Annotated in this window: 20 protein-coding genes; 8 read left to right on the forward strand and 12 right to left on the reverse strand. The window is 68.2% G+C overall.

Annotated features, from left to right (window positions below; genetic code table 11):
* Positions 1–14: 14 nt before the first annotated feature.
* Positions 15–1,592, reverse strand: a complete 1,578-nt coding sequence (locus SB771_RS22165; RefSeq protein ID WP_175660123.1) for an aldehyde dehydrogenase (NADP(+)) — start codon at positions 1,590–1,592, stop codon at positions 15–17.
* Between the two features lie 248 nt (positions 1,593–1,840).
* Between SB771_RS22165 and SB771_RS22170 the strand changes: the two genes are divergently transcribed.
* Positions 1,841–3,244, forward strand: coding sequence for an MFS transporter (locus SB771_RS22170; protein ID WP_279607310.1), 1,404 nt, complete (start codon positions 1,841–1,843; stop codon positions 3,242–3,244).
* A 61-nt stretch (positions 3,245–3,305) separates the two neighbouring features.
* Here SB771_RS22170 and SB771_RS22175 read toward each other — a convergent pair whose 3' ends face one another.
* Positions 3,306–4,031 carry a site-2 protease family protein gene (locus tag SB771_RS22175; RefSeq protein ID WP_011659638.1) on the reverse strand — a complete coding sequence of 242 codons (726 nt, stop codon included), beginning with the start codon at positions 4,029–4,031 and terminating at the stop codon, positions 3,306–3,308.
* Positions 4,028–4,981 (reverse strand): DUF2167 domain-containing protein, encoded by a 954-nt coding sequence (locus SB771_RS22180; protein ID WP_175660122.1) that lies wholly within the window; start codon positions 4,979–4,981, stop codon positions 4,028–4,030. The genes SB771_RS22175 and SB771_RS22180 overlap by 4 nt, the downstream gene beginning before the upstream one ends.
* A gap of 265 nt (positions 4,982–5,246) precedes the next feature.
* On the opposite strand from SB771_RS22180, the gene SB771_RS22185 reads away from it, so the two are divergent.
* On the forward strand, positions 5,247–6,095 hold the full coding sequence (locus SB771_RS22185) for a helix-turn-helix domain-containing protein (RefSeq protein ID WP_175660121.1): 849 nt from the start codon (positions 5,247–5,249) through the stop codon (positions 6,093–6,095).
* Between the two features lie 18 nt (positions 6,096–6,113).
* On the opposite strand, the gene SB771_RS22190 is transcribed toward SB771_RS22185, so the two are convergent.
* From SB771_RS22190 to SB771_RS22215, 6 genes are read right to left on the reverse strand one after another with little or no spacing between them, the layout of a single operon-like run.
* The gene (locus SB771_RS22190; RefSeq protein ID WP_175660120.1) at positions 6,114–7,325 is read right to left on the reverse strand and encodes an acyl-CoA dehydrogenase family protein; all 1,212 of its coding nucleotides are present in this window, start codon (positions 7,323–7,325) and stop codon (positions 6,114–6,116) included.
* A complete protein-coding gene (locus SB771_RS22195) occupies positions 7,322–8,179 on the reverse strand; it encodes a hypothetical protein (protein WP_175660119.1) in 858 nt (285 codons plus the stop codon). The genes SB771_RS22190 and SB771_RS22195 overlap by 4 nt, the downstream gene beginning before the upstream one ends.
* 56 nt (positions 8,180–8,235) lie before the next feature.
* Positions 8,236–8,892: a methionine ABC transporter permease gene (locus tag SB771_RS22200; protein WP_006752338.1), complete on the reverse strand. Its 657-nt coding sequence runs from the start codon at positions 8,890–8,892 to the stop codon at positions 8,236–8,238.
* Entirely contained in the window at positions 8,885–10,060 is a 1,176-nt protein-coding gene (locus SB771_RS22205; protein WP_175660118.1) for a methionine ABC transporter ATP-binding protein, read from the reverse strand. Before SB771_RS22205 ends, SB771_RS22200 begins: the two co-directional genes overlap by 8 nt.
* A gap of 18 nt (positions 10,061–10,078) precedes the next feature.
* Complete coding sequence (locus SB771_RS22210) at positions 10,079–11,497, reverse strand: LLM class flavin-dependent oxidoreductase (RefSeq protein WP_175660117.1); 1,419 nt, start codon at positions 11,495–11,497, stop codon at positions 10,079–10,081.
* 10 nt (positions 11,498–11,507) lie between these two features.
* The gene (locus SB771_RS22215) at positions 11,508–12,368 is read right to left on the reverse strand and encodes a MetQ/NlpA family ABC transporter substrate-binding protein (RefSeq protein WP_105830478.1); all 861 of its coding nucleotides are present in this window, start codon (positions 12,366–12,368) and stop codon (positions 11,508–11,510) included.
* 434 nt (positions 12,369–12,802) lie between these two features.
* Between SB771_RS22215 and SB771_RS22220 the strand changes: the two genes are divergently transcribed.
* From SB771_RS22220 to SB771_RS22240, 5 genes are all read left to right on the forward strand, one after another.
* On the forward strand, positions 12,803–14,167 hold the full coding sequence (locus SB771_RS22220) for a 2-hydroxycarboxylate transporter family protein (protein WP_175660116.1): 1,365 nt from the start codon (positions 12,803–12,805) through the stop codon (positions 14,165–14,167).
* A gap of 145 nt (positions 14,168–14,312) precedes the next feature.
* Positions 14,313–16,217: an ATP-binding protein gene (locus tag SB771_RS22225; protein WP_175660115.1), complete on the forward strand. Its 1,905-nt coding sequence runs from the start codon at positions 14,313–14,315 to the stop codon at positions 16,215–16,217.
* Positions 16,207–17,568: a sigma-54-dependent transcriptional regulator gene (locus SB771_RS22230; protein ID WP_166721234.1), complete on the forward strand. Its 1,362-nt coding sequence runs from the start codon at positions 16,207–16,209 to the stop codon at positions 17,566–17,568. The genes SB771_RS22225 and SB771_RS22230 overlap by 11 nt, the downstream gene beginning before the upstream one ends.
* Positions 17,569–17,593: 25 nt before the next feature.
* Positions 17,594–17,935, forward strand: a complete 342-nt coding sequence (locus tag SB771_RS22235; RefSeq protein ID WP_175660114.1) for a DUF3579 domain-containing protein — start codon at positions 17,594–17,596, stop codon at positions 17,933–17,935.
* A gap of 261 nt (positions 17,936–18,196) precedes the next feature.
* Positions 18,197–19,048, forward strand: a complete 852-nt coding sequence (locus tag SB771_RS22240) for an alpha/beta fold hydrolase (RefSeq protein ID WP_011659650.1) — start codon at positions 18,197–18,199, stop codon at positions 19,046–19,048.
* Between the two features lie 92 nt (positions 19,049–19,140).
* Here SB771_RS22240 and SB771_RS22245 read toward each other — a convergent pair whose 3' ends face one another.
* Entirely contained in the window at positions 19,141–19,581 is a 441-nt protein-coding gene (locus SB771_RS22245) for a PACE efflux transporter (protein WP_175660113.1), read from the reverse strand.
* 98 nt (positions 19,582–19,679) lie between these two features.
* Here SB771_RS22245 and SB771_RS22250 point away from each other — a divergent pair, with 98 nt between their 5' ends.
* Positions 19,680–20,570 (forward strand): LysR family transcriptional regulator, encoded by an 891-nt coding sequence (locus SB771_RS22250; RefSeq protein WP_175660112.1) that lies wholly within the window; start codon positions 19,680–19,682, stop codon positions 20,568–20,570.
* 182 nt (positions 20,571–20,752) lie between these two features.
* On the opposite strand, the gene opcM is transcribed toward SB771_RS22250, so the two are convergent.
* Complete coding sequence (opcM, locus tag SB771_RS22255) at positions 20,753–22,294, reverse strand: multidrug efflux transporter outer membrane subunit OpcM (RefSeq protein WP_175660111.1); 1,542 nt, start codon at positions 22,292–22,294, stop codon at positions 20,753–20,755.
* 10 nt (positions 22,295–22,304) lie between these two features.
* Complete coding sequence (ceoB, locus tag SB771_RS22260; RefSeq protein WP_175660110.1) at positions 22,305–25,505, reverse strand: multidrug efflux RND transporter permease subunit CeoB; 3,201 nt, start codon at positions 25,503–25,505, stop codon at positions 22,305–22,307.
* Positions 25,506–25,516 lie beyond the last annotated feature (11 nt).

The raw sequence follows: 25,516 nt of genomic DNA on the forward strand, positions 1-25,516 counted from the left end.
CACGTTCAGCCCCCTCACTCCGCCTTGCCGTCCCGCAGCCGCGGAATCGCGAGCGGATTGCTTTCCTGCAGCCCCTCGGGCAGCAGATCGTCCGGGAAGTCCTGATAGCACACGGGCCGCAGGAAACGCTCGATCGCGGTCGCGCCGACCGACGTGACGGACGAATTCGACGTCGCCGGGAACGGCCCGCCGTGCACCATCGCGTCGCACACCTCGACGCCGGTCGGATAGCCGTTGACGAGCAGACGCCCGGCCTTGCGTTCGAGGATCGGTAGCAGGCGGCGCGCGAGCGGCTTGTCGTCGGCGTCCATCTGCAGCGTGGCCGTCAGCTGGCCCTCCAGCGCGTCGAGCACGTGCGCGACTTCGTCGAGATCGCGGCAGCGCACGATCAGCGATGCCGGCCCGAACACCTCGTGGCTGAATGCCGGCTCCGCCAGGAACGCCTGCGCGGCGACTTCGTACAGCGCGCCGCCTGCCTGACATTCGGTCTGCGCCGTCTCGCCCGCGCCGATTTCACGCACGCCCGGCAGTTCGGCCAGCTTGCCGCGACCGTTGCGATACGCGTCCGCGATGCCGCGCGTGAGCATCACGCCGGCCGGCTTCTTCGCGAGCGCCTGCGCGGCGACCGACTCGAAGCGGTCGAGATCGGGACCGTCGATCGCCAGCACGAGGCCCGGGTTCGTACAGAACTGGCCGACCCCGAGCGTCAGCGAATCGACGAAGCCGGTCGCGATCGCGTCGCCGCGCGCGGCCAGCGCGGCCGGGAACAGCACGACCGGGTTGATGCTGCTCATTTCCGCATAGACGGGAATCGGCTGCGGACGCGCGTTCGCGAGCTGCACGAGCGCCATGCCGCCCTGCCGCGACCCGGTGAAACCGACGGCCTGGATCGCCGGATGACTGACGAGCGCCGCGCCGGTCACGCGGCCGGGGCCGACCAGCAGCGAGAACACGCCGGCCGGCATTCCGCATTTCGCCACCGCCGCGCGGATCGCGCGACCGACCAGCTCGGACGTGCCGAGGTGCGCCTCATGGGCCTTCACGATCACCGGGCAGCCGGCCGCCAGCGCCGACGCGGTATCGCCGCCGGCCACGGAGAACGCGAGCGGGAAGTTGCTCGCGCCGAACACGACGACCGGCCCGAGCCCGACCTTCTGCAGCCGCAGGTCCGAACGCGGCAGCGGCGTGCGCTGGGGCTGCGCGGGATCGATCGACGCGGCGAGGAAGCGCCCGTCGCGCACGACGCGCGCGAACAAGCGGAGCTGGCCGACGGTGCGGCCGCGCTCGCCCTGCAGCCGTGCGACGGGCAGGCCCGTTTCGGCGTGCGCGCGTTCGATCAGCGCGTCGCCGAGCGCGACGATTTCGTCGGCGATCGCTTCGAGAAACGCCGCGCGGGCCGCGAGCGGCTGGGCGCGGTACGCGTCGAAGGCGTCGCGCGCGAGTTCGCACGCGCGCTCGACGTCGGCCTGCGTCGCGACGCCGAAGGCCGGCGCGTCGATCGGCGCGCCCTTCGACGGGTCGAACGCGTGCAAGGTACCGGCCGAGCCGGCCACCGCGTCGGCGCCGATCAGCATCTCTCCAGTCAATTGCATGGGGTGTGCTCCGTGGTTCGGGAATGATTCGCTCATTGTAGCTCAACAGATATGATGTCTGCCGACGACATTTCGATATTTGCGTTGTGTGTCGGCAGTGCGGCCGCGTACCTCAAATCCTTATCCGTTCGGCCTAAGCACGATTTTCTGACCCTTTCGCGTCACCCGGCAAAGGGAAAACCCGAGGTTTCTGCGTGGCGGCGTTGCTCATAAACTCGCGGTCATGTCATACGACGACGTACCTTAACGTGCCCAACAATCAGACCACCTCCCGCGATCTTCCGATCGAACTCGCCGGCACCACGCGCCGGACCGCCGTGCGCTACTGGATCCTGGCGATGCTGTTCGTCGTCACGACGCTCAACTATGCGGACCGCGCGACGCTGTCGATCACCGGCACGCCGATCCGCAAGGCCTTCGGCATCGATCCGGTGACGATGGGCTACATCTTCTCGGCGTTCAGTTGGGCGTACGTGCTCGCGCAGTTGCCGAGCGGCTGGCTGCTCGACCGCTTCGGCGCGCGCCGCGTGTATGCGGCGAGCATCTTCCTGTGGTCGGCGTTCACGCTGCTGCAAAGCACGATCGGCCTCGGCGGCAGCGCCGCGTTCGCGGTGACCGCGCTGTTCGTGATGCGCTTCGCGGTCGGCATCGCCGAGGCGCCCGCGTTTCCCGCGAACGCGAAGGTCGTCGCGAGCTGGTTCCCGACCGCCGAGCGCGGCACGGCGTCGGCGATCTTCAACGCCGCGCAGTATTTCGCGGCGGTGGTGTTCTCGCCGCTGATGGCGTGGCTCACGCATGCGTACGGCTGGCACCACGTGTACCTGTGGCTCGGCCTCGCCGGCATCGCGCTCGCGTTCCTGTGGCTGCGCGTGATGAAGGACCCGGTCGACCATCCGGCGGTGAACCGCGCGGAACTCGAGCATATCGAGCAGGGCGGCGGCCTCGTGCGCTCGACGGCCCGGCCGAGCGCGGCGCGCGGTAGCGGCGCGGCGTCCAAGGCATCCGAAGGCAGCCGCGTCGCCGGCTGGTACTACGTTCGCCAGCTGCTGTCGAACCGGATGCTGCTCGGCGTCTATCTCGGCCAGTACTGCGTGAACGTGCTTACGTACTTCTTCCTCACGTGGTTCCCGATCTACCTCGTGCAGGCGCGCGGGATGTCGCTGCTGAAGGCCGGCTTCATGACGTCGCTGCCGGCGATCTGCGGGTTCCTCGGCGGTGTGCTCGGCGGGATGCTGTCGGACCTGCTGATCCGTCGCGGCGTGTCGCTGACGCTTGCGCGCAAGATCCCGATCGTCAGCGGGATGCTGCTGTCGATGGTCATCATCGGCTGCAACTACGTCGACAGCGAAGTGCTGGTGATCGTGCTGATGGCCGTGTCGTTCTTCGGCAAGGGAATCGGCTCGCTCGGCTGGGCCGTCGTCGCGGATACCGCGCCGAAGGAAGCGATCGGCCTGTCGGGCAGCCTGTTCAACATGTTCGGCAACACGGCCGGCATCGTCGCGCCGATCGCGATCGGCTACCTGGTCGGCGCGAGCGGCTCGTTCAACGGCGCCTTGGTGTTCGTCGGGCTGAACGCGCTCGTCACGGTGTTCAGCTATCTGGTGATCGTGAAGGACATCAAGCGCGTCGAACTGCGTCATCGCGACGCGTGAGCTGCGGCGGGAATGGAAGGAAGACGACGGCGGCCGCGTGCAAGCGGCCGCCGTTTTTGCGTCAGGCCGCCGAATGCGCAACGCGCAGCATGTCGTGCACGCCGGACGTCATCAGCGCGAGAAACGCGACCAGGCCGATGTAGCAGAGCGCGTAGGTGGTCTTCGTCTCGATCGACGTCGCGTAGTACGCGCGGTTCTCCGGCGCGGCGGGATCGTAGCGCCACGCGCGCTTGAGCTGCGGCAGCGCGAGGATCGCCATCACGATCAGCAGCGGGCTCGGCCGGTACACGAACAGTGCGATCAGCACGGGCACGCCCGCGAACCAGATGCGCGGCGACAGCACCGCGGTGATGCGCCCGCCGTCGAACGGCGACAGCGGAATCATGTTGAACAGGTTCAGGAAGAAGCCCGTGTACGACACCGCGAGCAGCAGGTTGCTGTCGTAGTGGCGCGCGGCCGCGTAGCAGGCCAGCGCGCCGAGCGTGCCGACGAACGGCCCGGCCAGCCCGACGTACGCCTCGGTTTCGGCATCGTGCGGCATCTCCTTCAACTGGATCCACGCGCCGACGAACGGAATGAACGTCGGCAGCCCCACGTCGAGCCCGCGCCGCTGCGCGGCCAGGTAGTGGCCGGCCTCGTGCACGAACAGCAGCGCGACGAAGCCGGCCGCGAAGCGCCAGCCGTAGAACAGCGCGTAGACCGCGATCGACGCGAGCATGGTGCCCGCGGACATGAGCACCTTGCCGAGCTTCAGGCCGCCGAAAATCAGCAGCAGCAGTTTCGTCATTCCTTGCGCTCCGTCTCCGGCATCCCGGACGCATCGGCGATGACCGGTACCGCGGCGGCCTTCGGCTTGCGGCCGAAAAAGCGCTTCAGCGCCGCCGCGCCCCCCAGCAGCGCGATCGCGCCGACCTTGAAGAACTTCAGCGCGAACGCGCCGATCAGCGCGAGCAGGCCGAGCTTCTTCGCGCCGACGCCGACGATCAGCGCCGCGAGACCGTACTCGGCGACGTGGTCGGTCGACTTGTTGAAATCGGCGTAGCGCTTGCCGTCGTTGAAGCGGATGTTCGCGAGCAGGTCGTCGGCCGAGGGCTTGTACTTCGGCAGATCGGCAAGCGTCGACGCCATCGTCAGCGACAGGTACCCGTCGCGGCCGAGCACGAGCGTGCGGTAGTTCACCCCGTCGTTCTCGGCGTTCGCGGCCGCGCCCTTGTCGCGGATGATCGCGGACCACACGAGCCGGTGCGTGGCCGCGTCGTATGCCGGCGCCTTCGCCCAGCCGGCCACCTCGGTTTCCGGCAGGCCGCGCTCCTTGCGCGCGGGGTTGCCTTCCTCGGTGCCGGCCTGCAGGCTCTTCAGCAATTCGTCGGGTTTCCAGTCCTTCGCGTCGTCGTCGCGGATGTAGCCGCTCGGCTCGAACGACACGACCGAGATCCAGTCGGCGTCCGGATCCTCGGGCAGCACGAGGCCGACCAGCTTCGATTCGTCGATCGAGTTGCCCATCGAGCGCAGGTAGCGGCCGGCTTCGGCGGCCGGCACGAACGATTCGCCCGCTTTCAGCTTCAGCACGGCTTCGTGCTTGATGTCGATATCGGCCGGCCCGCTGACGACGGCCTTGTTGGCGGCCGCGGCGGCGGCCCTCATTTCGACCTGCGCGGCTTCGGTTTGCGCGTGGCCGCTGGTCGCGGCGAATGCGAGCATCGCCACGCAGGCGACGCGGACGGCGAGTTTTTTCATTGTTGGATTCCCCTGGACTGCCTTGTTGTGAATGTGCACGGCGTCCGGCCCGAGCGTTGTGGTCGCGGGTCCGGCGCCGCCTCTCAGGTGGCACGGTGGCTATGGTAACGCAGCGTCGCCGTGCGTCAGGGGACGAGATGCGGGGGCGGAAGGGAGTCCCGGGCGGCAGCCGGTGGAACTGGCGGAACCGGCGACGCACGCCGTTCCGGAATGCTTACCTGTCAGGTAATGCCCGGCGCGTGCCGGATTGCCTATCATCTTCACCATGAACTCGACCGCCACCGTCCATTCGCTCCCTCCGTCCGCCGGCCGTGCGTCCGGCATCGGCCCGCTGCTGCGCACCTGGCGTCAACGCCGGCGCCTGAGCCAGATGGCGCTCGCGCTCGAGGCGGAGGTGTCCGCGCGACACCTGAGCTTCGTCGAATCGGGCCGCGCGCAGCCGAGCCGCGACATGGTGCTGCATCTCGCGGAGCGCCTCGACGTGCCGCTGCGCGAGCGCAATGCGCTGCTGGTCGCCGCCGGCTATGCGCCGCTGTTTCGCGAGCGGCCGTTCTCCGATCCGCAGCTCGATGCCGCGCGCCACGCGGTGGAGGCCGTGCTGCGCGGCCACGAGCCCTACCCGGCGCTCGCGGTGGATCGTCACTGGACGCTGCTGGCCGCGAACCGGATGCTCGGCGCGCTGGTCGCGCAGGCCGATCCGGCGCTGCTGCAGCCGCCCGTCAACGTGCTGCGCCTGAGCCTGCATCCGGACGGCCTCGCGTCGCAGATCGTCAACTGGCACGAATGGCGCGCGCATATCCTGCACCGGCTGCAACGGCAGATCGACGCGAGCGGCGACCGCGCGCTGCATGCGCTGCGCGACGAACTGGCCGACTATCCGGCACCGGCCGGCCAGCGCGACGACACGCATGCACGCACCGACTACGCGGACATCGCGGTGCCGCTGCGGCTGCGCACGGCGGCCGGCGAGCTGACGTTCTTCAGCACGACGACGGTGTTCGGCACGCCGGTCGACGTCACGCTGTCGGAGCTCGCGATCGAGGCATTTTTTCCGGCGAATCCGGAGACGGTGGATGCGATGCGGGCACTGGCGGAGAAGTTGCCAGTGCAGTGACGCGATGGCTGACCGCCGTCACGTATAAAGCGACGCTTGCGGCAACTCTCCCGTCAACGCAAACCGCCCGACATCGCGCAGCCGATAGTCGAGCGGATCGTGCAGCGTATGCGTGCGCGCGTTGCGCCAGAATCGGTCGAGGCCGAGCGACGCGGCCGTCGCGCGTGCGCCGCACGCATCGAACAGCGCCTCGCCATTGTCGAGCGCCGCGCGCTGCGCGACGATCTTCGCCTCCGACACGGCGAGCGCCACTTCGGCACGTTCGTCGGCCGTCAGCGCATCGCGCCGCGACCATGCGCGCTGCAACTCGAGCGCCGCGCGGTCGGCCAGCGATGCCGCCGCCACCGCCCGCACGCGCATGTCGCCGAAGCGCTGCAGCGTATAAGGATCGTCGCTCGCCTGCGCGACGCCCGAATGTATCCACGGCCGGCCATGCTTCAGCACATAGTCGCGCGCCTCGGCGAGCGCGCCTTCTGCAAGCCCGACGAACAGGTTCGTCAGCACCAGCTGCGACACCAGCGTGCGCAGCGTCGCGCGCGGCGTCGGCGGTGTTTCGGACCGGTGCAGCACGTCGTCCGACGCGAGCGTCACGCCGTCGAAGCGCACGCTGCCGCTGTCGGTCTGGCGCTGGCCGATCGGATCCCAGTCGTCGTTGACCGTGATCCCGTCACGATCGGTCGGCACCACGCCGAACACGGTGCGGCCCGTTTCCGGATCGTGCGCGGACACGGTCATGCGCTGCGAGCCGCGCGTGCCCGAGCAGAAGCCCTTCACGCCGTCGAGCCGGTAGCCGCCGTCCGGCGTCGCGGTCGCCACCAGCCGCGTGTCGAGCGGGTTGACCGCATTGCCCCACCACCAGCGATGCTCGACCGTGCCGCGCAGATGGCGTTCGCGCTGGGCCGCGCTGCCCCACACGTCGACGCTCACGATCTGCAGGATCTGGAACCCGACCAGATGCGCGAGCGCGCTGTCGACGCGCGCGATCTGCCGGATCGTGTCGTAGATCGCCGGCCACGCGGCTTCCTGTCCGCCGAATTCGCGCGGCACCGCGAGCGTTAGCAGGCCGGCGTCGGCGAGCCACTGCTTCTCGTCGCCCGCATGACCGCCCGCGCGGTCGCGCGCGGCCGCCGTCGCACGCAGCGAGTCGATCGCGCGCGCCAGCGCATCGGCGTCGATCGCGCGTGCATCGGAATCCGGCGCAAACGTCGCCGGGCTGCGCGGATCGTTCATGCGACGGCTTCCCGCGCAAGGGGTTCATGCGCCACGACTTCGCCGGACAGCGGCACCAGCGCGCCGAGCCGGCGGCCGGTCAGCCGCGACAGGATCTCGCGCCGCCAGTCGTCGTAGATCGCGCGGTACTCGGCGATATCCGCACCGAACACATGCGCGGTATGCGCGTACTCGTCATGCAGATAACCGTCGAGCCGCGCCTGCGTTTCCTCGTCGGCCGCGATCACGCGGTCGATCAGCGCCTCGCGCTCGGCGGCCGGCAGCGCTTTCAACGTGTCGAACCACCACTGGACGATCTGCACGCGATGCCACTCCTCGTCCGGGCGAATCCGGTTTTCGCCGTGCTCGCGCATCGCGCCATCCGCGATACGGCCGGTCTTGCGCTGGATCCACAGCTTCGCGAGGATGTGCAGCTCGTAATGCCATTCGAACGCGAGGAAGCCCGCGACGTCGCGCACCGCGATATCGCCGATGCGCGCCCAGTGGGCGGCGACGAGCCGCTCGACTTCCGGCAGCGGATCGCGGCCCGTCAGTTCGGTCACGCGCTCGCGGCCGATCACCGCATGCGCGCCGTCGTCGCCGAGCTGGCGCGACAGGATCAGCTGGAAATGCGGATCGTCGCGGAACAGCGTGTCGATCGCCTTCGCGACGACCTGCACGATGAACAGGTCGTGCGACGCCATCTTCGTGTAGTAGTCGGCGACGGCGGCCAGCTCGTCTTCGCTGCGCGGCTCGCGCGGCGGCGTCGCGAGCTTGTCGGGAAAGCCGGGACGATGGCGTCGCGCGACGTCCAGGAACAGCGCTTCCTCGAATTGTCCGTTCCATTCGCGCGGTGCGCCGATGGGCAAGGTCATGGGTATCGTTCTCTCAGGGTCTGGAAAAATGAAATGAGCCGCGCTTGTGGCGCCGCTCAGGTACGCCGGGTCACGTGTCGGACCAGGCGGTCGCCCGTGATTTGCACGGCCGATACGAGTGCGATGAGGATCACGATCACGGTCGCCATCACGGTGGTGTCGAAACGCTGGTAACCGTAGCGGATCGCGAGATCGCCGAGCCCGCCCGCGCCGACGGCGCCCGCCATCGCGGTCGAGCCGATCAGCGCGACGACGGTGATGGTGAAGCCGCCGAGCATGCCGGGCAGCGCCTCGGGCAGCAGCACGTGCCACACGATGTGGCGGCGTTTCGCGCCCATCGCGAGCGCGGCCTCGATCAGCCCGCGATCGACTTCGCGCAGGCTCACTTCGGCGATTCGCGCGAAAAACGGAATCGCGGCGATCGACAAGGGCACGACGGCCGCCCACACGCCGATCGTCGTGCCGATCAGCACGCGCGTGAACGGCAGCAGCGCGACGAGCAGGATGATGAACGGCGTCGAGCGGAACACGTTGACGAGCGCGCCGAGCACGGCGTTCACGCCGCGCCGCTCGTAGATGCCGCCGGGCGCGGTCGTCACGAGGATCACCGCGAGCGGGATGCCGATCAGCGCGGCGACGGCGGCCGACGCGGCGACCATCGACAGCGTGTCACGGATCGCGTCGAGCAGTTCGGGCCACCAGAGTTCAAACATAGCCGAGCACCTCCGCGTGGTTCGCATGGCGGCGCGCGCGCTCCAGCAACGCGGCGACCGCGCCGCCGTGTGCCAGCGACTGCCCGGGCGACGCGGCGATCACGAGGCGTCCCTGCGCATGCCCCTGGATCCGCTCGATCCCGCCATGCAGGAAACGCACCGAGCCGCCGAGCGCCGCCGCGAGCGCGCCGACGTCCGGCTCGCCGCCGCTTTCACCCGTATAGCGGACGTCGAGCACGACCTGCGCGCCGTCCGGCAGTGCGGCCTGCTCGGGCAACGGCCGCACGCGCGCGGCCAGTTCGGCCGGCAGGTCGTGCACGAGCGTGCTGAGCAGCGCGCGCGTCGCGCCGTGGCGCGGATCGCCGAACACGCGCCATACCGGACCCGTTTCGACGACCTCGCCCTGTTCGATCACCGCGACCGTGTCGCACACCGCGCGGATCACTTCCATCTCGTGCGTGATCAGCACGATCGTCAGCCCGAGGCGGCGATTGATATCAGCGAGCAGCGCGAGGATCGACTGCGTTGTCTCGGGATCGAGCGCCGACGTCGCCTCGTCGCACAGCAGCACCTCCGGATCGTGCACCAGCGCCCGCGCGATGCCGACGCGCTGCTTCTGGCCGCCCGACAGGCTCGCCGGATACGCGTCGCGCTTCGCGGCGAGCCCGACGAGATCGAGCAACGCATCGACCTTGCGCGTGCGCTCGGCCTTCGGCACGCCGGCGATCTTCAGCGGCAGCGCGACGTTCTCGAACACCGTCTTCGCCGACAGCAGGTTGAAATGCTGGAACACCATCCCGGTGCGGCGGCGCAGCGCGACGAGCCCGTCCTCGTCGAGCGCGCCGACGTCGACGCCCTGCACGCGCACGCTGCCCGAACTCGGACGTTCGAGCCCGTTCACGAGCCGCAGCAGCGTCGACTTGCCGGCGCCGCTGCGGCCGATGATCCCGAACACCTCGCCGCGCCGCACGTCGAGCGTCACGTCGCGCAGCGCCGCGGCGTGGCCGCGCGGCGTCGCGAATACCTTGCCGACGTGGACAAGCGACACGGCGGCGACCTCAGCCCGCGTGGCGGCTTCCCGATGCGCGCCATGCGCGTCGCGTGCCGCCGCGCCGGCCCGCACGGCCGATGCCTCGATGAAACCCAGCGTATCGAACAGTTGCGTCATCGCTTCGCTCCGTCACGTTCATGCATGCGCGGGATGCGCGGGTTCCGATGCTGGCGCGGCGGCCAGCCGTTGCCGCGCGCCCGTATGCCAGGCCGGCAGCCGCGGGCCGGCGCCGAACAGCTTCTCGCGCAGCGTCGGCGCGGGATCGTAGTCTTCCTTGTAGATGCCGCGGTTCTGCAGTTCCGGCACGACCCAGTCGACGAAATCCTCGAACGACTCGGGCATCACCGTGCGCGTCAGGTTGAAACCGTCGATGCCCGTCTCGTCGATCCACGACTGCAGTTCGTCCGCGACCTGCGACGGCGAACCGACGATCGGCGCGTAGCGCCCGCCGAGCGACATCTGTTCGAGCATCCGGCGCACGGTCCACGTGCCGGTCGTGCTCTTGCGCGAGATCGCGTCGACGGCCGACTGGATCGAATCGGTCTTCACGTACGAGATCGGCTCGTCGAGGCCGTACTTCGCGAAGTCGATGCCGGTCGAACTCGCGAAATGCGCGAGGCCGGCTTCGGGGCTCGCGTAGCGCCGGTATTCGTCGAACTTCTCGCGGGCGAGAAGCTCGGTCTCGGCGGTCACGACGCTCACACCGGCGAAAATCCTGATCGATGCCGGGTCGCGGCCCTGCCGCGCGGCGGCCGCGCGGATATCGAGCGCCGCCGCGCGCGCGGCGGCCTTGCTCTGCCCGTTCACGAACACGCACTCCGCATGCCGCCCCGCGAACTCGACGCCACGCGCGGACGAACCGGCCTGGTACAGCACCGGCGTGCGCTGCAGCGACGGCTCGCTCAGGTGGATCGCGTCGACCGAATAGAACGGCCCGTCGTGCTTGACGCGCCGCACCTTGCCCGGCTGCGCGAACACGCGCGCCTGCGCGTCGCGGATCACCGCATCGTCGTCCCAGCTTTGTTCCCACAGCTTGTAGACGACGTCCATGTAGTCGTCCGCGCGTTCGTAGCGGTCGTCGTGGCCGATCTGCTGCGCGAGGCCCATTCCACGCGCGGCGCTGTCGAGATAGCCGGTCACGATGTTCCAGCCGATGCGCCCCTTCGTCAGGTGATCGAGCGTCGACATGCGGCGCGCGAACAGGTACGGCGGCTCGTAGGTCAGGTTCGCGGTCACGCCGAAGCCGAGATGCCGCGTGACCTGCGCCATCGCGGGCACGAGCAGCAGCGGATCGTTGACGGGCACCTGGACCGATTCGCGCAGCGCGGCGTCGGGGCCGCCGCCGAACACGTCGTACACGCCGACGATGTCCGCGAGAAAGATGCCGTCGAACTTGCCGCGCTCGAGCGTCCTCGCGAGATCGGCCCAGTAGTCGAGATCGGTGTAGTGCGCGGAGCGGTCGCGCGGATGCGTCCACAGCCCGTGGTTGATGTGTCCGACGCAGTTCATGTTGAACGCGTTGAGCAGGATCTTCTTGCGGTTCGGCGTCGTCATGTTCCCTCCGTCACCACGCGATCGCGTAAAGCGAGCCGAACGCGTTGTCGAGCGCACGGCGCACCGCCGGCGAGTGCTGGTAGATCGCGATGAACTTGCGGATGCGCGGATCGTTCACGCTCTCGGGCCGCACGACCCACTGGATCGCGAAGTTCTTGTTCTCGGTGCCGTCGAACAGCAGCGCGCTGTTCGGGTCGGTCGTGCCGGCGAGCTTGATGAAGCTCGGGTAGCCCTGCGCGAGGTCGACGTCGTCGAGCGAGCGCGCAAGCTGCGACGCCTCGAGCGCGATGATCTTCAGGTGCTTCGGGTTGGACACGATGTCGTGCGTCGTCGCCCGGTAGTCGCTGCCCGGCTTCAGCGTGATGAGGCCCGCGCGCTGCAGCAGCAACAGCCCGCGCCCGCCGTTGACCGGATCGTTCGCGATCGCGACGCGCGCGCCATCCTTCAGCTCGGCAAAGCTTTTCACCTTCTTCGAATAGAGGCCGATCTTCATGATCGTGCCCGGCGCGATCGACACGAAGTTGTAGCCGCCCTGCTTCTTCGCGTTCTCGAGAAACGGAATGTGCTGGAAGTAGTTGACGTCGATGTCCTTGTTCGCGAGCGCCGCGTTCGGCGTATTCCAGTCGGTGAACTCGACGATCCGCACGTCGAGGCCCTGCTCCTTCGCCTCCTTCGCGGCGATCTTCAGCGCTTCGATCTGCGGGCTCGTCGAGATGCCGACCTTCAGCGGCGCGGTGTCGGCGCGCGCGCCGCCCGGCAGCGCGACGGCGAGCCACGCGGCGAGCAGCGCGGCCGCGGTCAGGCGGGCCGGCAGGACGAGCCGTGCGAGGCGGACGGCGCACGAGCGGGCGGAAAAAACGGCATGCGGCATGGGAACCACTCTCCTGTCCAAAGACGGTATCGACGGATGCGCGACGCCGCGGCGAACGCGTGGGCGTTCTCCGGACAGTCGTCGCATCGGAAAAGGATCAGCCGATGATAGAGAGCGGCAGGAAGGCGGTCTACGAAGCGATTGTGCGAAGAAAATCGCGCGCGGCGATATGGCGCGCGATCGCGGTCGGCGTGGCGCGCGGCGCCCGGCCGGCCGACTGGGCGACTGGCCGAAATCTCGGCCTCCCCCGCCGGGCGAATTCCGAAATCTCGGCCGGCCAAGGCGGCCACCCTTTCCGCAGACGAAACAAATCCCTTATGAATCAATGCATTAAAAATATTTAGGCAGGCTAGATTTCTGGCACGGGGGTTGCGTAATAGACGGCACACGATGCCGCGAAGCGATGCAGGCATCCCACAATCAGGAGACACGTCTTGCAGACCTCTATCCATACCCCGTCCCACCCGGAACCGATTGCCGAAGCCAGTGCCGCCACGCGCGCACGCTTCTGGCCGGAAGGCTGGTGGAAGCTGATGGAAATCCGCATCGGCATCATCCCGCTGCCGGTGTACGTGATCCTGTTCGCGCTGATCGTCGGTTTCTCGGTCACGGGCAAGGTGCCGGGCGAGATCTCGATGGCGATCGCCGTGCTCGCGTTCTTCGGCTTCACGTGCGCGGAACTCGGCAAGCGCCTGCCGCTCTTGCGCAACATCGGCGCGGCCGCGATCTTCGCGACCTTCGTGCCGTCGGCGCTCACCTACTATCACGTGCTGCCGAAGCCGGTGCTGAACCTGACCGTCGAGTTCACGAAATCGACGAACTTCCTGTACCTGTTCATCGCGTCGATCATCGTCGGCAGCATCCTGAGCATGGACCGGCGCGTGCTGATCCAGGGCTTCGTGAAGATCTTCATCCCGCTCGCCGCCGGTTCGGTCGCGGCCGCGATCGTCGGCACGGCAGTCGGCACCGCGCTCGGCCTCGGCGCGCGCCACACGCTGCTGTACATCGTCGTGCCGATCATGGCGGGCGGTGTCGGCGAAGGCGCGATTCCGCTGTCGATCGGCTATTCGGAACTGATGCACCTGCCGCAGGGCGAGATGTTCGCGATGGTGCTGCCGCCGGTGATGCTCGGCAGCCTGACGGCAATCATCCTGTCGGGTGCGCTCGACATGCTCGGCAAGCGCCTGCCGCACCTGACCGGCAACGGTCGTCTGCAGGTCGGCGAAAGTGGCGACCTGGCGCCGCAAAACGAAGAGATCCGCGGTCACGTCGACGTCACGCACATCGCGGGCGCCGGCATCACGGCGATCACGCTGTATCTCGTGGGCCTGATGGCGCACAAGCTGTTCGGCCTGCCCGCGCCGGTCGCGATGCTGTTCCTCGCGGTGCTGGTGAAGCTCGCTCGCGCGGTGTCGCCGCCGCTGCAGGAAGGCGCGTTCGTCGTCTACAAGTTCTTCTCGACCGCCGTCACGTATCCGCTGCTGTTCGCGATCGGCGTCGCGATGACGCCGTGGGACAAGCTGACCGCCGCCTTCACGATCGTCAACGTCGTCACGATCGTGTCGACCGTCGCGACGCTGATGGGCACCGGTTTCGTGGTCGGCCGCCTGCTGAAGATGTACCCTATCGACACCGCAATCGTGAACGCCTGCCACAGCGGACAAGGCGGCACCGGCGACGTCGCGATCCTGACCGCCGCGAACCGGATGCAGCTGATGCCGTTCGCGCAGATCGCGACGCGCATCGGCGGCGCAATCGTCGTCACGGTGACGCTGATCCTGGTCGCGCACTTCGGATAATGCACGGCCGCGCGCACCGTCGCGCAGGCTGCTTCGCACGCGCCGCCGCCGGCCCTGCCGGCGTGCGGCGCGCGTCATTGCGAAGGGCCGGTCGCGGACGGCCGGTTGCGGAGGGCCGGTTGCAGGTGACCGGTTGCGGGCTTCGATGAGGGCGAACGTGCAGAAGAGCTTCAAGGGAATCCCGTGGTGGGGGTGGGCGTCGGCCGCCGTGCTGTATGTCGGCGTGGCGGGCGCGGCCGTCGATTTCGCGTGGGAACGCGCGATCGACGCGCTGGAGGAAACCGGCGCGCACCGGCTCGATCTATATGCGTCGAGCCTGAAGAGCGAACTCGGCCGCTTCGAGATCCTGCCCGGCCTGGTCGCCCGTCAGGACGGCGTGCGCGCGCTGCTGAAGGCCGCGCCGCAAGACCGGCCCGCGCTCGCCCACACGGTGAACACGTACCTCGAAGCCGTGAACCGCGACGCGGGCAGCGGCGCCGTCGACGTGATCGACCTGCGCGGCGAAGTGATCGCTGCCAGCAACTGGAACGAGACGATCAGCTTCGTCGGCACGAACGTGTCGTACCGGCCGTACTTCAAGGACGCCCTCGCGCACGGCAGCGGCCGCTTCTTCGGGATCGGCACCAATACCGGCGTGCCGGGCGTCTACTTCGCGAGCGCGGTGCGCGACGACGGCGCGCCGATCGGCGCGGCGGCCGTGAAGATCAGCGTCGACCCGCTCGAATCCGCGTGGCGCGCGCCGGGCGTCGCGGCGCTGGTGGTCGACGGCAACGGCGTGATCGTGATCTCGACCGAGCCGGCGTGGAAATTCACCGCGCTGCGCCCGATCACCGCGCAGCAGCAGCGCGACATCCAGGCGTCGCGGCAATACGCGGGCCGCACGGTCGACGTGCTGCCGTACCGCCACATCGGCGACCGCAGCGCCGCCGCGTGGTTCGGCACGTTTCCCGATCCCCGTCACGCCGGCCGCAACACCCGCTATCTCGTGATGTCGCGCCCCGCCCCGCAGGCCGGCGATTCGCTGATGGTGCTGCTGGACATCGCGAGCGCGCGGCGCCAGCAGGAGACCGCGTTCGTGTTCGTCACCGGCGCGTTCCTGATCGCCGCGCTGCTGGCCGGCTACGCGATCCAGCGCCGCCGGGCGATCGTCGCGCGGCTGAACGCGCAGGACGCGCTGCGCCGCGCGAACGACCGGCTCGAGCTGACCGTCGCGCAACGCACCGCCGCGCTGACGGCCGCGAACGAGCGGATGCAGCGCGAGATCGTCGAACGCGAGCGCACCGAGCAGCGGCTGCGCGATTCGCAGCAGGAAGTCGTGCACGCGGGCAAGCTCGCGGTGCTCGGGCAGATGGCCGCCGGCCTCACGCACGAGCTGAACCAGCCGCTCGTCGCGATCCGCACGCTGTGCGACAACGCGCGCACGTTCTTCGAGCGCGGCCAGCCGGCGCCGGCATACGCGAATCTCGAACGGATCGGCAAGCTGGTCGACAGCATGGCGGTGCTTACCGGCGAGCTGAAGACCTTCGCGCGCAAGCCCGACGTCGAGCGCGTCGCCGTGTCGCTGACCGAGGCCGTCGCGCATGCACGGTTCATCTACGATGCGCGGATCCGCGACGAAGGCGTGCAGCTCGACGTGAACATCGCGCCCGGCACGACGGTGTCCGCCGAATCGAGCCAGTTGCAGCAGGTGATCGTGAACCTGCTCGGCAACGCGCTCGATGCGGTGCACGACGCGCCCGTGCGGCGGATCGTCATCGAAGCCGCCAAAGTGGACGACGTGAACGATGCAGATGAAGCCGGCCGCGTGCGCTTCACCGTCGCCGACAGCGGTGCCGGCATCGCGCCCGACGTGCTGCCGCACCTGTTCGAGCCGTTCGTCACCACCAAGCCGCGCGGCCAGGGCCTCGGGCTCGGCCTCGCGATCACGTCGCGCATCGTCGAGGCGTTCGGCGCGAAGATCGCCGCGACGAACCGCGACGCGGGCGGCGCGCAGTTCACCATCGAATTCGCGGCGGCGACGCCGCAACAAAGGACAGAGCATGGAAGATGAGATTCGCGTGCTGGTCGTCGAGGACGATGAAAACGTCCGGATCGGCGTCGAGCAGGCCGTCGCGCTCGCCGGGTTCCCGGTCGACGCATTCGCGTCGGCCGCCGACGCGCTCGCGCACGTCGCGCCCGGCGCGCCCATCGTGATCGTGTCGGACGTGCGGATGCCGGGCATCGACGGGCTGCAGCTGCTCGAACGCGTGATGGCCGTCGATGCGCAGATTCCGGTCGTGCTGATCAGCGGCCACGCCGACATTTCGACGGCCGTCGGCGCGATGCACGACGGCGCGTACGACTTCATCGAGAAGCCGTTCTCGTCGGACGTGATCGCCGGCCGCGTCGCGCGTGCGGTCGAGAAGCGCCGGCTCACGCTGGAGGTGCAGGGGCTGCGCGCGGCGCTCAACAACTGGCAGGGCATCGAGGCGTTCGTGCTCGGCAAGTCGCCCGCGATGGCCGACGTGCGCAAGAAGATACTGCGCCTCGCCGATACGTCGGTGTCGGTGCTGATCACCGGCGAGACGGGCACCGGCAAGGAACTGATCGCGCGCAGCCTGCACGACTTCGGCAGCCGGCGCGACGCGCATTTCGTCGCGCTGAACTGCGGCGGGCTGCCCGAGCAGATCTTCGAGAGCGAGCTGTTCGGCCACGAGGCCGGCGCATTCACCGGCGCGATCAAGAAGCGCATCGGCAAGATCGAATGGGCGCACGGCGGCACGCTGTTCCTCGACGAGATCGAGACGATGCCGATTCCGCTCCAGATCAAGATGCTGCGCGTGCTGCAGGAGCGCGTGGTCGAACGGCTCGGCGCGAACGAGCTGATTCCGGTCGACTGCCGCGTCGTCGCCGCATCGAAGGCCGATCTCGCCGAGCTCGCGGCCGACGGACGCTTCCGCGCGGACTTGCTGTATCGGCTCAACGTCGCGCAGATCGAGCTGCCGCCGCTGCGCGAACGGCGCGAGGACGTGCCGCTGCTGTTCGAGCATTTCGTGCTCGCGGCCGCGCGTCGCTTCGGGCAGCCGGCGCCCGTCGTCACGGCTGCGCAGGTGTCCGAACTGATGACGCATGCGTGGCCCGGCAACGTGCGCGAACTGCAGAACGTGGCCGACCGCTTCGTGCTCGGCCTGACCGGCGACAGCCTGCTGTCGTCCGGCAGCGCGCCCACGGCGGGCGGCACGCTCGCGGAGCAGCTCGCGTATTTCGAGCGGATGCTGATCGAGGACATGCTGCGGCGTCACAACGGCAACGTTGCGGACGCAAGCGTTGCACTCGGCATGCCGAAGAAGACGCTTTATCACAAGCTGCGCAACCTGCGGATTCCCGCGCGCGGCGACGCGGCGGCCGACGGCGGCGAATGACGCGAACGAGGATACGCACAACGGCATGGATTGCATCGACATCACCCAAAGCGGCCGCCTCATTGGCCAACCCCGCGGCCACCTGATCCGCGGCATCACCCGCGCGCAGAAAACCTTCCGCCCGAGCGACTGGCCCGAACGGCTCGCGGGCGTCATCACGCTGTTCGTCGGCGAGCGGCGGCCCGGCTATCCGTGCGCGTTGTCGCGGCTCGCGATGCCGGTCGTCGACGGCGGTGCCAAATGCCTGTTCGTGTCCGACGAATTGCGCATCGTATGTGCCGATGCATTCGACTTCGCGATGCAGTTCGCCGCCGACAACGATCTGCCCGTCGAGCTTCAGACCGCGCCCGCGCTGGCGGTGCGGTGATCTGGGGGCCGCGTTCGGCGGCCTTTCCCCTTTTTCCTTCTGCCCCTCCGATGCGCGTGTGCGCAGGCGTTCGCACGCGCGTTCGGCAGCGAAACGAATCGTCAGATGATTGAAGGCTTCGATACATCCCCACGCTGCGACAAGGGTTTTCAGCCGAGCCATCAATAAAATTGATCGTCGCGATGAAAATTATGCGTTTTCCTTGCAGGTCGCCGTGGTGCATAGTTGCGTCGTGTTGACGCACCTTTGAGCCTTTCAGCCATGAACATGCGAATCGAGCCGTCGGTGCTCGCGAACCCGGACCTGCAATTTGCGACGCTTTCGTCGGGCATCAGCCTGCCGTATGTCGAGCGGGGCAGCGGCGCGCCGATGGTGTTCGTGCACGGATCGTTGTGCGACTATCGCTACTGGGATCCGCAACTCGCATCGCTGTCGGCACACTACCGCTGCATCGCGCCGAGCCTGAGCCACTACTGGCCGGCCGTCGAAGCGGGCATCCAGGACGAGTTCAGCTGGCAGAACCACGTCGACGAGCTCGCCGAATTCATCGACGCACTCGATCTCGGCCCCGTGCATCTCGTCGGGCATTCGCGTGGCGGCAGCGTCGCGTTCAACGTCGCGCGCCAGCATCCGCACCTCGTCGAGTCGCTGACGCTCGCCGATCCGGGCGGCCCGCTGCAACAGCCGGGCGTGCGCGAAGCCGCGCTGCCGGCCGCCGCGATCGCGCTGCGCACGAAGGCCGTGAACCTGATCGGTCAAGGTGAAGTGGAAGCCGGCCTCGAGATGTTCGTCGACTCGGTGAGCCTGCCGGGCGCATGGAAGAAGAGCACGTCGCGCTTTCGCACGATGGCGATCGACAACGCGAGCACGCTGCCGAAGCAGCTGCGCGATCCGCTGCCCGCGTATTCGCAGCACGCGGCGTCGGATATCGCGTGCCGCACGCTGCTGATCGACGGCCAGCGCAGCCCGAAGATGTTCCGCAACAACGTCGACACGCTGTCGCAGTGGATCGGCGATGCGCAACGGCAGACCGTCGCCGGTGCGTCGCACGGGATGAACGCGGCAAGCCCCGCGGTGTTCAACCGTTTCGTGCACGAGTTCGTCGCCGCGTAACGCACTCGGGCGGAATTCGTTCCGCCCGCTACTCCCCTTCTCTTTCGACGCGAAACGATGCGGGCTCCCGCATCGTTTCGCGTTCTCATGCGTCACGCGACCGGTTCGGCCTTGCGCGTCACCGCATCCGGCAATCCGAACACGCTGTCGAACGACCAGTTGTACACGAACGTGAAGATCGGGAAGAACACGATCAGCACCGCGTCGTACAGGAACGCCTGCAGCAGCGACACGTCGAGCCACCACGCGATCAGCGGAATCAGGAACGTCACGAGCGCGATCTGGAATCCGATCGCATGCACGACGCGCCGGCTGATGGTGCGCGTGATTTCCGCACGCCGCCGCTCCGACGCCTCGAACCCGAAGTTGTAGAGGAAATTGACGGTGACGCCCGTCGTCGAGATCATCACGCCGAGCAGGCCGCTCGACGCCGCGCTCGCGCCGCTCAGCATGCCGAGTACCGACGACGCGACGAGGATGCCGAGCACCTCGAACATCACGACGTAGACTATGCGTCTCTTCCATCCTTGCATCACTCATCACCTTCGTATCGAACCAGGTGGCGAGACTACAGCGGGCACTTCGCCCGCAAAAGTCAGGTTCTTTCAATTTTTCTGACAGGAGGCCGCACGTGCTGACCAGCGACCACATCGACATGCTGCTGACCGTCATCGACAAGGGCTCGTTCTCGGCAGCCGCGCGTGCGCTCGGCCGCACGCCGTCGGCCGTCAGCATGGCGATCGCGAATCTCGAGGCCGAGCTGGACCTCGTGCTGTTCGATCGCGGCACGCGCGAGCCGACGCCGACCGCCGCGATGGCCGCGCTGCTGCCCGACGCGCGGTCGATCGCCGAACGGCTGCAGGCGCTGCGCGCGCATGCGCAGCATCTGTCGGAAGGCGTCGAGGACACGCTGCGGCTCGGGCTCGCGGCGGAACTCGACAGCGCACCCGTTGCGCGCGCGCTGACCGCCGTCGCCGCGAAGTATCCGGCGCTCGCGATCAGCATCGTCACCGCGCCGCAGGACGCGATCGTCGACGCGCTGCATCGCGGCGCCGTCGATCTGTGCGTCGCGTACGGCGGGCTCGATCTTCATCCGCAGGAACAGATCCACGCATTGTGGACCGAGAGGCTGATCGCCGTCGCCGCGCCCGGTCACCCGTCGATTGCCGAAGCCGCGCATCCCGAGGCGATCGAGCGGTTGTCCGGTTTCCGGCAGATCGTGATCGCCGATCCGGAACGGCCGCTCACCGACGTGCGGCCGGTGATCGGCAATCGCACGTGGAAAGTGACCGACATGGCGACCGCGATCGCGTTGGTCAAGGCCGGCCACGGCTGGGCCAACCTGCCCGAATCGACGATCGGCCGATACGTCGATGCCGGCGAGCTCGCGCCGCTCGTGTTCGCGAACATCCGCAACGGGCTGCTGCTGCCGGTGTATCTGCGGCGGCCGAAGCACACGGGGCTTGGCAAGGCGGCGAGCGAGCTGGTGCGGGCGTTGCGGGCTGAAGGCCAAGCAACCTGATCGGGGCGTGCGGCGGGGCACCGCCGCCGCACGCCCGGTCCGCAGGCGCTGGATGAACCTGACCGTTAGTTGCGGCATAAGCCGGCGTACCATGAAAAAACCCCGGTCACGCAGGCCTGAGCCTGCATGCCGGGGTTCTTCGATTCGCGGCTGACGAGCGACGAATCGCCCGCCGTTCACGCTCAGCGCGCCGCCACGTCCGCATTGCCCGTCGCCGCATCGCCCACCGCCGTCGGCGCCGGTGCATTCCCCCACCCGCCGCCCAGCGCGCGAATCAGATTGACGGTCGACACCGCCTGCGCACCCGTCAACTGGTTCGCCTGCAATTGTGACTGCAGCACCGACCGCTCGCTGTCGATCACGTCGAGATAGGCGACTTCGCCTTCCTGATACTGCGTACGCGACAGCGTCGCCGCACGGCGCGACGCGTTGACGGCCGCATCCTGCGCGCGAATCTGGTCGTCGAGCAGACGCAGATCGGCGAGGTTGTCCTCGACCTCGCGGAACGCGACGAGCACCTGCTGCCGGTAGTTCGCGACCTGCTCGTCGTACTGCGCGCGCGCCTGCTGCACGCCGGCCGCACGCCGCCCGCCGTCGAACAGCGGCAGCGTCAGCGCGGTACCGGCGAACGGCCCGAGCAGGAACGTGCGGCTCGACCACAGGAACAGGTTGCCGAGCGTCGACGCCTCATACCCGAACGCGCCCGTGATATCGAGCTTCGGGAAATACGCCGACTTCGCGAGGCCGATCCGCGCGTTCGCCGCCGCCATCGCGCGCTCGGCCGCCGACACGTCCGGGCGCCGTTCGAGCAGCGCGGACGGCAGTCCTGCCGGGACCTTCACCGCGACCGGCACGATCGGCGTTTCCTTGAACGCGAAGTCCGCGGGCGCCTTGCCGAGCAGGATCGCGAGCGCATGCTCGGACGCCGCGCGCCGGCGCGCAACACCGACCGCATCGGCCTGCGCGGTCGCCAGTTCGTTCTTCGCGCGCGACACGTCGAGCTCGCTGATGTCGCCTTCGTTGAAGCGACGCTGCACGAGCTTCAGCGCCTGGTCGCGCAGCTCGACCGTGCGGCGGTACAGGTCCTGGTCCGAGTCGAGCTGGCGCAGTTCGAAGTAGTTCTGCGCGACGTCCGCCTGCAGCGCGAGCTGCACCGAGCGGAACAGCGCTTCGCTCTGCGCCTGGTCGGCGCGCGACGCCTCGACATTGCGGCTCACGCGGCCGAACAGGTCGGCCTCGTAAGACACCGTGCCCTGTGCGCGCCACAGCGTCGCGTTGGTCGGGCCCGTGCCCTGCGGCTGGAGCTGCGACGCCGACGACAGCCCCTGGCGCGTCGGCCCGAACCCGGCGCCGACCTGCGGGAACCACTGCGAGCGCGCGGTGCGGGTCGCCGCACGCGCTTCCTCGACGCGCGCCGCCGCGGCCTTCAGGTTCTGGTTCGCGGCGAGCGCCTGCGCCTCGAGCGAGTCGAGCACCGGATCGCCGAACACCTTCCACCATTCGCCGCGATGCTCGCCGTCCGCCGGTTCGGCGGTCTTCCACGTGCCGGCCTGTTCGCCGGCCGCGAGCGTCGGCGCTTCCTTGAACGCCGCGGGCGTCGACACGTCCGGGCGCTTGTAGTCCGGGCCCACCGCGCACGCGGCGAGCAGCGTCGCGAGCAGGGTGCTCGCGGCCGCCACCTTCGCGAAGCGCATCAGGCCATTCGAGTTGTACATGTTGTCCATCTTGTTGTCCTCAAGCATCCGTAGCCGACGCGCCCGACGGCGACACGCCATAGCCGGCGGAGTCCTTCCCGGCGACGTGGATCTTGCCGCCCGCGAGCGTGCGCAGCACCACGTAGAACACCGGCGTCAGCATCAGCCCGAACAGCGTCACGCCGAGCATCCCGAAGAACACCGCGATACCCATCGCATGCCGCATCTCCGAGCCCGCGCCTGTCGACGTGACGAGCGGCACGACGCCCATGATGAATGCGATCGACGTCATCAGGATCGGGCGCAGCCGTAGCCGGCTCGCCTCGATCGCGGCCTCGAGCGGCGTCCTGCCGTCATGCTCCAGTTCGCGTGCGAATTCGACGATCAGGATCGCGTTCTTCGCCGACAGCCCCACCAGCACCATCAAGCCGATCTGCGTGAAGATGTTGTTGTCGCCCTGCGTGAGCCACACGCCCGTGAGCGCCGACAGAATGCTCATCGGCACGATCAGGATCACCGCGAGCGGCAGCGTCAGGCTTTCATACAGCGCGGCGAGCACCAGGAACACGAGCAGCACGCTGATCGGGAACACCCACATCGCCGAATCGCCCGCCAGAATCTGCTGGTACGTGAGGTCGGTCCACTCGAACCGCACGCCGCGCGGCAGCGTTTCATGCGCGATGCGCTCGACCGCGGCCTGCGCCTGCCCCGACGAGAAGCCCGGCGCCGGGCCGCCGTTGATGTCGGCCGCCGTGTAGCCGTTGTAGCGCACGACCATTTCCGGGCCGAACGTCGGCGTCACCGTGACGAGCGACGACAGCGGCACCATCTCGCCCTTGTCGTTGCGCGTCTTCAGTTGCAGGATGTCGTCCGCGCGCTGGCGGAACGGCGCATCGGCCTGCACGCGCACCTGGTACACGCGCCCGAAGCGGTTGAAGTCGTTCACGTACAGCGAGCCGAGATACACCTGCATCGTGTTGAACACGTCGGTGACCGGCACGCCGAGCTGCTTCGCCTTCACGCGGTCGAGATCGACGTTGAGCTGCGGCACGTTGATCTGGTAGCTCGTAAACAACGGGCCCAGTTCAGGCGCCTGCTGCGCGCGCTTGATGAAGTCGTTGGTCGCGTCCGACAGCTTCGCGTAGCCCACTGCCCCGCGATCCTCGATCTGCATCTTGAACCCGCCGAGCGTGCCGAGGCCGAGCACCGGCGGCGGCGGGAACACCGCGACGAACGAGTCCTTGATCGCGCCGTACTGCTGGTTCAGCGCACCGGCGATCGCACCGGCCGACAGCGCCTTGCCGTGCCGTTCCGAGAACGGCTTCAGCGTGACGAACACGATGCCCGCGCTCGAGCTGTTCGTGAAGCCGTTCACCGACAGCCCCGGGAACGCGACCGCGCTCTCGACGCCCGGCTGCTTCAACGCGATCGAGCCCATGTCACGGATCACCTTCTCGGTGCGGTCGAGCGACGCGCCGTTCGGCAGCTGCGCGAACGCGATCAGGTATTCCTTGTCCTGCGCGGGCACGAAACCGCCCGGCACGACCTTCGACACCAGCACGGTCGCGCCCACCAGCACGAGGTACACGCCGAGCATCAGCGTCTTGCGCGACAGCACGCCGCGCACGCCGCGGCCGTAGTTCTCCGCGCCGCGATGGAACACCTTGTTGAAGCGCTTGAAGAAACCGCCGAGCACGCGGTTCATCACGCGCGTGAGCCAGTCCTCCTTGTCGCCATGCCCCTTCAGCAGGATCGCGGACAGCGCCGGCGACAGCGTCAGCGAGTTGAACGCCGAGATCACCGTCGAGATCGCGATCGTCATCGCGAACTGCTTGTAGAACTGGCCGGTCAGGCCCGACATGAACGCGAGCGGCACGAACACGGCGACGAGCGTCAGCGCGATCGCGATGATCGGCCCGCTCACTTCCTGCATCGCCTTGTAGGTCGCCTGCCGCGCGTTCATCCCGCTTTCGATGTTGCGCTCGACGTTCTCGACCACCACGATCGCATCGTCGACCACGATACCGATCGCGAGCACCATCCCGAACAACGACAACGCGTTGATCGAATAGCCGAAGCCGAGCAGCAGCGAGAACGTACCGATGATCGACACCGGCACCGCGATCAGCGGAATCAGCGACGCGCGCCAGGTCTGAAGGAACACGATCACGACGATCACGACCAGCGCGATCGCTTCGAGCAGCGTATGCACGACGGCCTTGATCGACGAACGCACGAACTGCGTCGGGTCATAGACGATCTTGTAGTCGATACCGGCCGGCATGTCCTGCTTGAGCTCGGCCATCGTCTTGCGCACTTCGTCGGAGATCTGCAGCGAGTTCGCGCCCGGCGACTGGTTGATCGCCATCGCGACGGCCGGCTTGTTGTCGAGCAGCGAGCGCAGCCCGTACTCGGAGGCGTCGAGCTCGATGCGCGCGATGTCGCGCAGGTGCGTGACGCCGCCGTCCGGCGTCGTCTTCACGACGATGTCGCCGAACTCGTCTTCCGTCTGCAGACGGCCGCGCGCGTTCACCGACAGCTGCAGCGGCGTGCCCGGCAACGACGGCGACGCGCCGATTACGCCCGCCGCGACCTGCACGTTCTGCTCGCGGATCGACCGCACGACGTCATCGGCGGCCAGCCCGCGCTGCGCGACCTTCTGCGGATCGAGCCACACGCGCATCGCGTAGTCGCCCGAACCCCACAGCTGCACCTGGCCGACGCCCTGGATCCGCGACAGGCGATCCTTCACGTTGATCAGCGCGTAGTTGCGCAGGTAGGTCATGTCGTAGCGGTTGTCCGGCGAGATCAGGTGGACCACCATCGTCAGCGTCGGCGAGCTCTTCACCGTGGTGATGCCGAGCCGCTGCACGTCTTCCGGCAGGCGCGGCAGCGCCTGGTTCACGCGGTTCTGCACGAGCTGCGTGGCCTTGTCCGGATCGGTGCCGAGCTTGAACGTGACGGTGATCGTCATGTTGCCGTCGCTGTTCGCCTGCGACTGCATGTAGAGCATGTCCTCGACGCCGTTGATCTGCTCTTCCAGCGGCGACGCGACCGTCTCGGCGATCACTTTCGGGTTCGCGCCCGGGTATTGCGCCTTCACGATCACGGAAGGCGGCACGACTTCCGGATATTCCGAAATCGGCAGCAGGAACATCGCGATCACCCCGCCGAGCAGGATGATCACCGATAGGACTCCTGCAAAGATCGGCCGGTCGATAAAGAATTTGGAAATGTTCATGGGTTGCTCTG

The organism is Burkholderia sp. SIMBA_051 (assembly GCF_046534915.1).
GTDB lineage: Bacteria > Pseudomonadota > Gammaproteobacteria > Burkholderiales > Burkholderiaceae > Burkholderia > Burkholderia ambifaria.

Bases quoted from the DNA above. Each gene is read 5' to 3' on its own strand.
- SB771_RS22235 (WP_175660114.1), top strand. From the start codon at position 17,594: ATGGATTGCATCGACATCACCCAAAGCGGCCGCCTCATTGGCCAACCC.
- SB771_RS22185 (WP_175660121.1), top strand. From the start codon at position 5,247: ATGAACTCGACCGCCACCGTCCATTCGCTCCCTCCGTCCGCCGGCCGT.
- SB771_RS22210 (WP_175660117.1), bottom strand. From the start codon at position 11,497: ATGACGACGCCGAACCGCAAGAAGATCCTGCTCAACGCGTTCAACATG.
- SB771_RS22240 (WP_011659650.1), top strand. From the start codon at position 18,197: ATGAACATGCGAATCGAGCCGTCGGTGCTCGCGAACCCGGACCTGCAA.
- SB771_RS22215 (WP_105830478.1), bottom strand. From the start codon at position 12,368: ATGCCGCATGCCGTTTTTTCCGCCCGCTCGTGCGCCGTCCGCCTCGCA.
- opcM (WP_175660111.1), bottom strand. From the start codon at position 22,294: ATGGACAACATGTACAACTCGAATGGCCTGATGCGCTTCGCGAAGGTG.
- SB771_RS22225 (WP_175660115.1), top strand. From the start codon at position 14,313: ATGAGGGCGAACGTGCAGAAGAGCTTCAAGGGAATCCCGTGGTGGGGG.
- SB771_RS22230 (WP_166721234.1), top strand. From the start codon at position 16,207: ATGGAAGATGAGATTCGCGTGCTGGTCGTCGAGGACGATGAAAACGTC.
- SB771_RS22245 (WP_175660113.1), bottom strand. From the start codon at position 19,581: ATGCAAGGATGGAAGAGACGCATAGTCTACGTCGTGATGTTCGAGGTG.
- SB771_RS22180 (WP_175660122.1), bottom strand. From the start codon at position 4,981: ATGAAAAAACTCGCCGTCCGCGTCGCCTGCGTGGCGATGCTCGCATTC.
- SB771_RS22200 (WP_006752338.1), bottom strand. From the start codon at position 8,892: ATGTTTGAACTCTGGTGGCCCGAACTGCTCGACGCGATCCGTGACACG.
- SB771_RS22175 (WP_011659638.1), bottom strand. From the start codon at position 4,031: ATGACGAAACTGCTGCTGCTGATTTTCGGCGGCCTGAAGCTCGGCAAG.
- ceoB (WP_175660110.1), bottom strand. From the start codon at position 25,505: ATGAACATTTCCAAATTCTTTATCGACCGGCCGATCTTTGCAGGAGTC.
- SB771_RS22205 (WP_175660118.1), bottom strand. From the start codon at position 10,060: ATGACGCAACTGTTCGATACGCTGGGTTTCATCGAGGCATCGGCCGTG.
- SB771_RS22195 (WP_175660119.1), bottom strand. From the start codon at position 8,179: ATGACCTTGCCCATCGGCGCACCGCGCGAATGGAACGGACAATTCGAG.
- SB771_RS22165 (WP_175660123.1), bottom strand. From the start codon at position 1,592: ATGCAATTGACTGGAGAGATGCTGATCGGCGCCGACGCGGTGGCCGGC.
- SB771_RS22190 (WP_175660120.1), bottom strand. From the start codon at position 7,325: ATGAACGATCCGCGCAGCCCGGCGACGTTTGCGCCGGATTCCGATGCA.